This window comes from Segeticoccus rhizosphaerae (genome assembly GCF_005222685.1).
Taxonomy (GTDB): Bacteria; Actinomycetota; Actinomycetes; order Actinomycetales; family Dermatophilaceae; genus Segeticoccus; species Segeticoccus rhizosphaerae.
In genome coordinates this window covers 1-3,912 of record NZ_SWMA01000073.1, presented here as the reverse complement: position 1 = coordinate 3,912, position 3,912 = coordinate 1, and the positions used below count along the sequence as shown (strand labels likewise).

Annotated in this window: 5 protein-coding genes; 3 read left to right on the top strand and 2 right to left on the bottom strand. The window is 69.5% G+C overall.

The genetic code is table 11. The features are described from left to right. Positions 1 to 64: 64 nt before the first annotated feature. Positions 65 to 247 carry a helix-turn-helix domain-containing protein gene (locus FCN22_RS21205; RefSeq protein ID WP_137123552.1) on the bottom strand — a complete coding sequence of 61 codons (183 nt, stop codon included), beginning with the start codon at positions 245 to 247 and terminating at the stop codon, positions 65 to 67. A 77-nt stretch (positions 248 to 324) separates the two neighbouring features. Here FCN22_RS21205 and FCN22_RS21200 point away from each other — a divergent pair, with 77 nt between their 5' ends. From FCN22_RS21200 to FCN22_RS21190, 3 genes are all read left to right on the top strand, one after another. Further along, on the top strand, positions 325 to 1,623 hold the full coding sequence (locus FCN22_RS21200; RefSeq protein WP_137123551.1) for an ArgE/DapE family deacylase: 1,299 nt from the start codon (positions 325 to 327) through the stop codon (positions 1,621 to 1,623). Positions 1,624 to 1,838: 215 nt separating this feature from the next. After that, positions 1,839 to 2,312: a DUF2975 domain-containing protein gene (locus FCN22_RS21195; RefSeq protein WP_338016669.1), complete on the top strand. Its 474-nt coding sequence runs from the start codon at positions 1,839 to 1,841 to the stop codon at positions 2,310 to 2,312. Beyond that, a complete protein-coding gene (locus FCN22_RS21190) occupies positions 2,312 to 2,587 on the top strand; it encodes a helix-turn-helix domain-containing protein (protein ID WP_137123549.1) in 276 nt (91 codons plus the stop codon). Before FCN22_RS21195 ends, FCN22_RS21190 begins: the two co-directional genes overlap by 1 nt. Before the next feature lie 40 nt (positions 2,588 to 2,627). On the opposite strand, the gene FCN22_RS21185 is transcribed toward FCN22_RS21190, so the two are convergent. Continuing rightward, positions 2,628 to 3,629: a molybdopterin-dependent oxidoreductase gene (locus tag FCN22_RS21185; RefSeq protein ID WP_137123548.1), complete on the bottom strand. Its 1,002-nt coding sequence runs from the start codon at positions 3,627 to 3,629 to the stop codon at positions 2,628 to 2,630. Between the last annotated feature and the right edge of the window lie 283 nt (positions 3,630 to 3,912).

Sequence of the window (3,912 nt, the reverse complement as noted above, 5' to 3'; positions counted from 1 at the left end):
ACAACGGCACCTTCACAACCGGGTCAACCACCCGGTCGCTCACCCCTGCGCCCGGCAAGGGTATTCACGGGTCTGTGAGTCTGGCGCCGCGGCGGTCGCGCTCGACGAGGCGCACCTGGAAGTGGCGTTCCAGGCTTCCAAGGTGGTGCGCGATCGTCGGCACCCCGTAACCCAGCGCCTCGGCAGCGGCGGTGAGCGTGCCGTGGTCTCGCACTGCGACCAGGACACGCAATTGCTGAAGGTGCATCACGTCATACATCCTATGAGGCAATCTACGATTTCTTGGTATAGCGTCGACACAATCCCGTCGCTACCGTCGTTGATGTGGAGACCTTGGCCACCGCGGTGGCGCCTGGATTGTCGCGCGCCGAGCGTGACGTGCTCGACGTCATCGACGAGCAGGCACTGGTGGATGAGCTGGTGGAGCTGATCCGCGTCCCCAGCGTGACCGGCAGTGACGCCGAGTCCGACCTGCAGCACCGACACGCCAGACAGCTCGAGGCGCTGGGGTTCGACGTCGACAGCTGGCAGATCGACCTTGACCAACTCGCAGCCCGTCCGGACCACCCCGGCACCGAGGTGCCGCGCACCGAGGGATACGGCGTCGTCGGAGTCCTCGGGCCGCCCGGGGTGCCCGCGCTGGTTCTGCAGGGCCACGTCGACGTGGTCCCGACCGGCGATCTGGACAAGTGGCCACAGCGGGACCCTTGGAGCGGCTCCGTCGGCGGCGGCGCCATCCACGGCCGCGGGGCGTGCGACATGAAGGCCGGAGTGGCAGCCAACCTGGCTGTCGCCCGCGCCCTCGTGGCCTCCGGAGTCACGCTCGAGCGGCCGTTTGCGCTGCATGCGGTGATCAGCGAGGAGGACGGCGGGCTCGGGGCGTTCGCCACCATGCTGCGCGGCCACCGTGGCGAGGCGGCCGTGATCACCGAACCCACCAGCGGGGACGTCGTCGTCGCCAATGCGGGAGCACTGACGTTCCGGGTGCGAGTGTCCGGACGCGCCGCGCACGGCAGCGCCAAGCTCGCCGGCCACAGCGCGCTGGACGCGTTCCTGCCCCTCCACGCCGCCCTCACCGACCTCGAGCGCCAGCGCAACGCGGAGCCGGACGCGCTCTTCGGGAGCAACGTCCTTCCGTACCCCATCTCCATCGGCACGGTGCGTGCCGGCGATTGGGCCAGCAGCGTCCCCGACCTGCTCATCGCCGAAGGACGGCTGGGGGTGCAGATCGATGAGCCACCGGCCATAGCGCGCGCAGCACTCGAGCAGGCAATCGCCGAGGCCAGCCGCCGGGACCCATGGCTACGCGACCACCCGCCCGAGGTGACCTGGCCGGGTGGACAGTTTGCCAGCGGACAGATCGACCCCCACCACACGCTCGTGGACCACGTGCTCGGCGCCGTCCGCGACACCGAGGGACGTGACGCCTCACTCGCGGCCGCGCCCTACGGCAGCGACCTACGCCTGTATGCCGGAATCGGCGGCATCCCCACACTCCACTACGGACCCGGAGACGTCCGTTATGCGCACGCACCGCGCGAGCAGGTCGACATCGCCGAGCTCATCAGCACCACCCGGTCGCTGGCCGTCCTGGCCGCCCGACGCTGCCGCGCGCACCTCTAGCCCCCGGGACCGCGCTTCGGAGCAGTGCCCACCGTCAAGGGTGCGCGGTCGCCATACCTGAACAGGATCAGCCTTCACAGCCGAACCAGCCGTTCTGTGCCGATCGAGGCTTGTCCCGAGGTTGCCCCACCTGTCGAATGTCGATAGAGTTCGATCATCCTGCGATACATCGGAGTCGACAAATGAGCCGTTGGGTAGTGAGAACCTTGCGGGCGGTGATCGCCGTCGCGCTGGCAGGTTCCGTGGTGGTGCAGGGGGTGATGGTCGCCCTGCTGTGGTTGGACAGCAAGGAGGCGCATCCTGGGCTGGAAGTGCCCTTGCTCGTCATTGGCATCCTCGCAGTCGCGAGCTTGCAAGTTGTCGCCGTCTGCATCTGGCGGTTGCTGACCATGGTCGAGCGCAGCACAGTCTTTTCGTACGCAGCGTTCCGCTACGTCGACATCGTCATCGGCGCGATTGCGGTTGCGTCGGCTCTGACCTTCAGCGTCGCCGTGGTGGCCCGGTTTGCCAACCACGCCGTGCCCGAGGACGCGGTCGCTCCCGGCCTTGTGGGACTCCTCTGCGGGCTTGCCGTGGTAGTCGCGGGCGTGGCACTGGTCGTCTACGTGCTCAGGGCGCTGCTGGCCCAGGCAGTGGCGCTGGACCGGGAGGCCAAGCACCTGCAGTCCGAGCTCGATGAGGTGATCTGATGCCCATCGTCGTCGACATCGACGTGATGCTCGCCAGGCGCAAGATGCCAGTCGGTGCGCTCGCAGATCGGGTCGGCATCACGCCTGCCAACATCGCCGTCCTCAAGAACGGCCGCGCCAAAGCGGTGCGCTTCACGACCTTGGCGGCGCTGTGCCAGGTGCTGGACTGCCAGCCGGGTGACCTCCTGCGCTGGGAGCCCGACGAGGACAAGGCCGCCTCCTCCCAGGACACCCTCCGCGATCCTGCCTTGGACGGGCAGCACCGTGGCGCCTGACCGCTTCGCCGCCGGCCGGCGGGCCAGCCGCCTGTCTCGCTCACTGCAGGGGAAACGGGGGCTCGACCCACCACGGACGGTCGTCGTGAGAGATCCGCACCACCCACTTGACCCAGTGGTAGCCGCGCCGTCCCGGGACGACCAGGCGCGCGGGCGCCCCGTGGCCGACGGACAACGGGGTGCCACCAACCGCGGTGGCCAGGAGGAGATCGTCGGTGAGGGGCAGCCTTCTGACGTAACCCGTGGCGCTGAGCACCTCGACCGTCCCGGTGGTCCCCACCGGGAACAGCCTTGCGAGGCGTACCCCTGACCACTCCTGCTCGGTCCACCAGCCGCCGGTGCAGTCCAGAACCGCCGTCTGGCGGTCGTCCCAGCGGCGCAGCTCGTCCAGGGACCAGGCCCGGGTGCTGCCGTCGTCGGCCACGACGGTCAGGCGCCACGACTGCGGTGCGATCTCGGGGGCCCGGTCGAACAACCATGAGGTGGTCGGGATGGCCGCAACCGTGGACGACCCGAGCCGGAAGGAACCGGTCGGACGGCGGAGACCCCGTGGGGTGGCCAGCGCTCCGGCTGTCCGCACTCCCGCGTCCAGGACGCCGGCCGCCAGCCCGACGAGCGCCACACGCAGGAGCGTGCGCCGCGAGGCCTCGGCCCGGCGTACGCGGACCCGTCGCCGTCGGGCGTGCGCCAGCAGCAGAACCAGCGCAAGAATCCCGGCACCGACGTGAAGCTGCATCGTGGTCACCGGAGAGTCCGCCAAGAGGGCACCGTCGACATGCGCGAGACCCGTGCCCAGGGCCAGAACCACCACACCCGTCAAGGCCAGCGACGTCCCCGAACCCCGGCGCCGCGTCCGTCTCAAGCCGCGACGGACCACTACCGACTTCCACGGGGTGAGGACCAGCACCGCCAGGCCCACCGCGCCATGCAGGACGGCTACCGGCCACACTGGCCCGCTGCCGAGCAGGAACATGACGGCGCCGGACAACGCGGCCAGCGGGACGATCACCAGCAGGAAGAGGTTGGCCTGCCGACCCTTCATCCACTCAGAGTAGTTTCCCGCCCCCGGTCCCTGCACAAAACGGTCGGCTCGTCCGGAATGCCGAACGGCCCAAGCCGCCGCCGGCGTCAGGATGTCGATGGTCTGCCGGGTGGCTGCTGTCCGGCGTGGGTTGGGCGCCGGAGGTGGCCAGCCGCGTCCGAGCCGGTGGCCGCCTAACCATTTGGCTGCATCGGCGTCCCCACTAGCCTCGCCGTTTCATGGTTCGGGGGTTGACACGGGCCTGTAATGCACGGAAGTGCCTGTCCGGCACGGGAAACTTGGG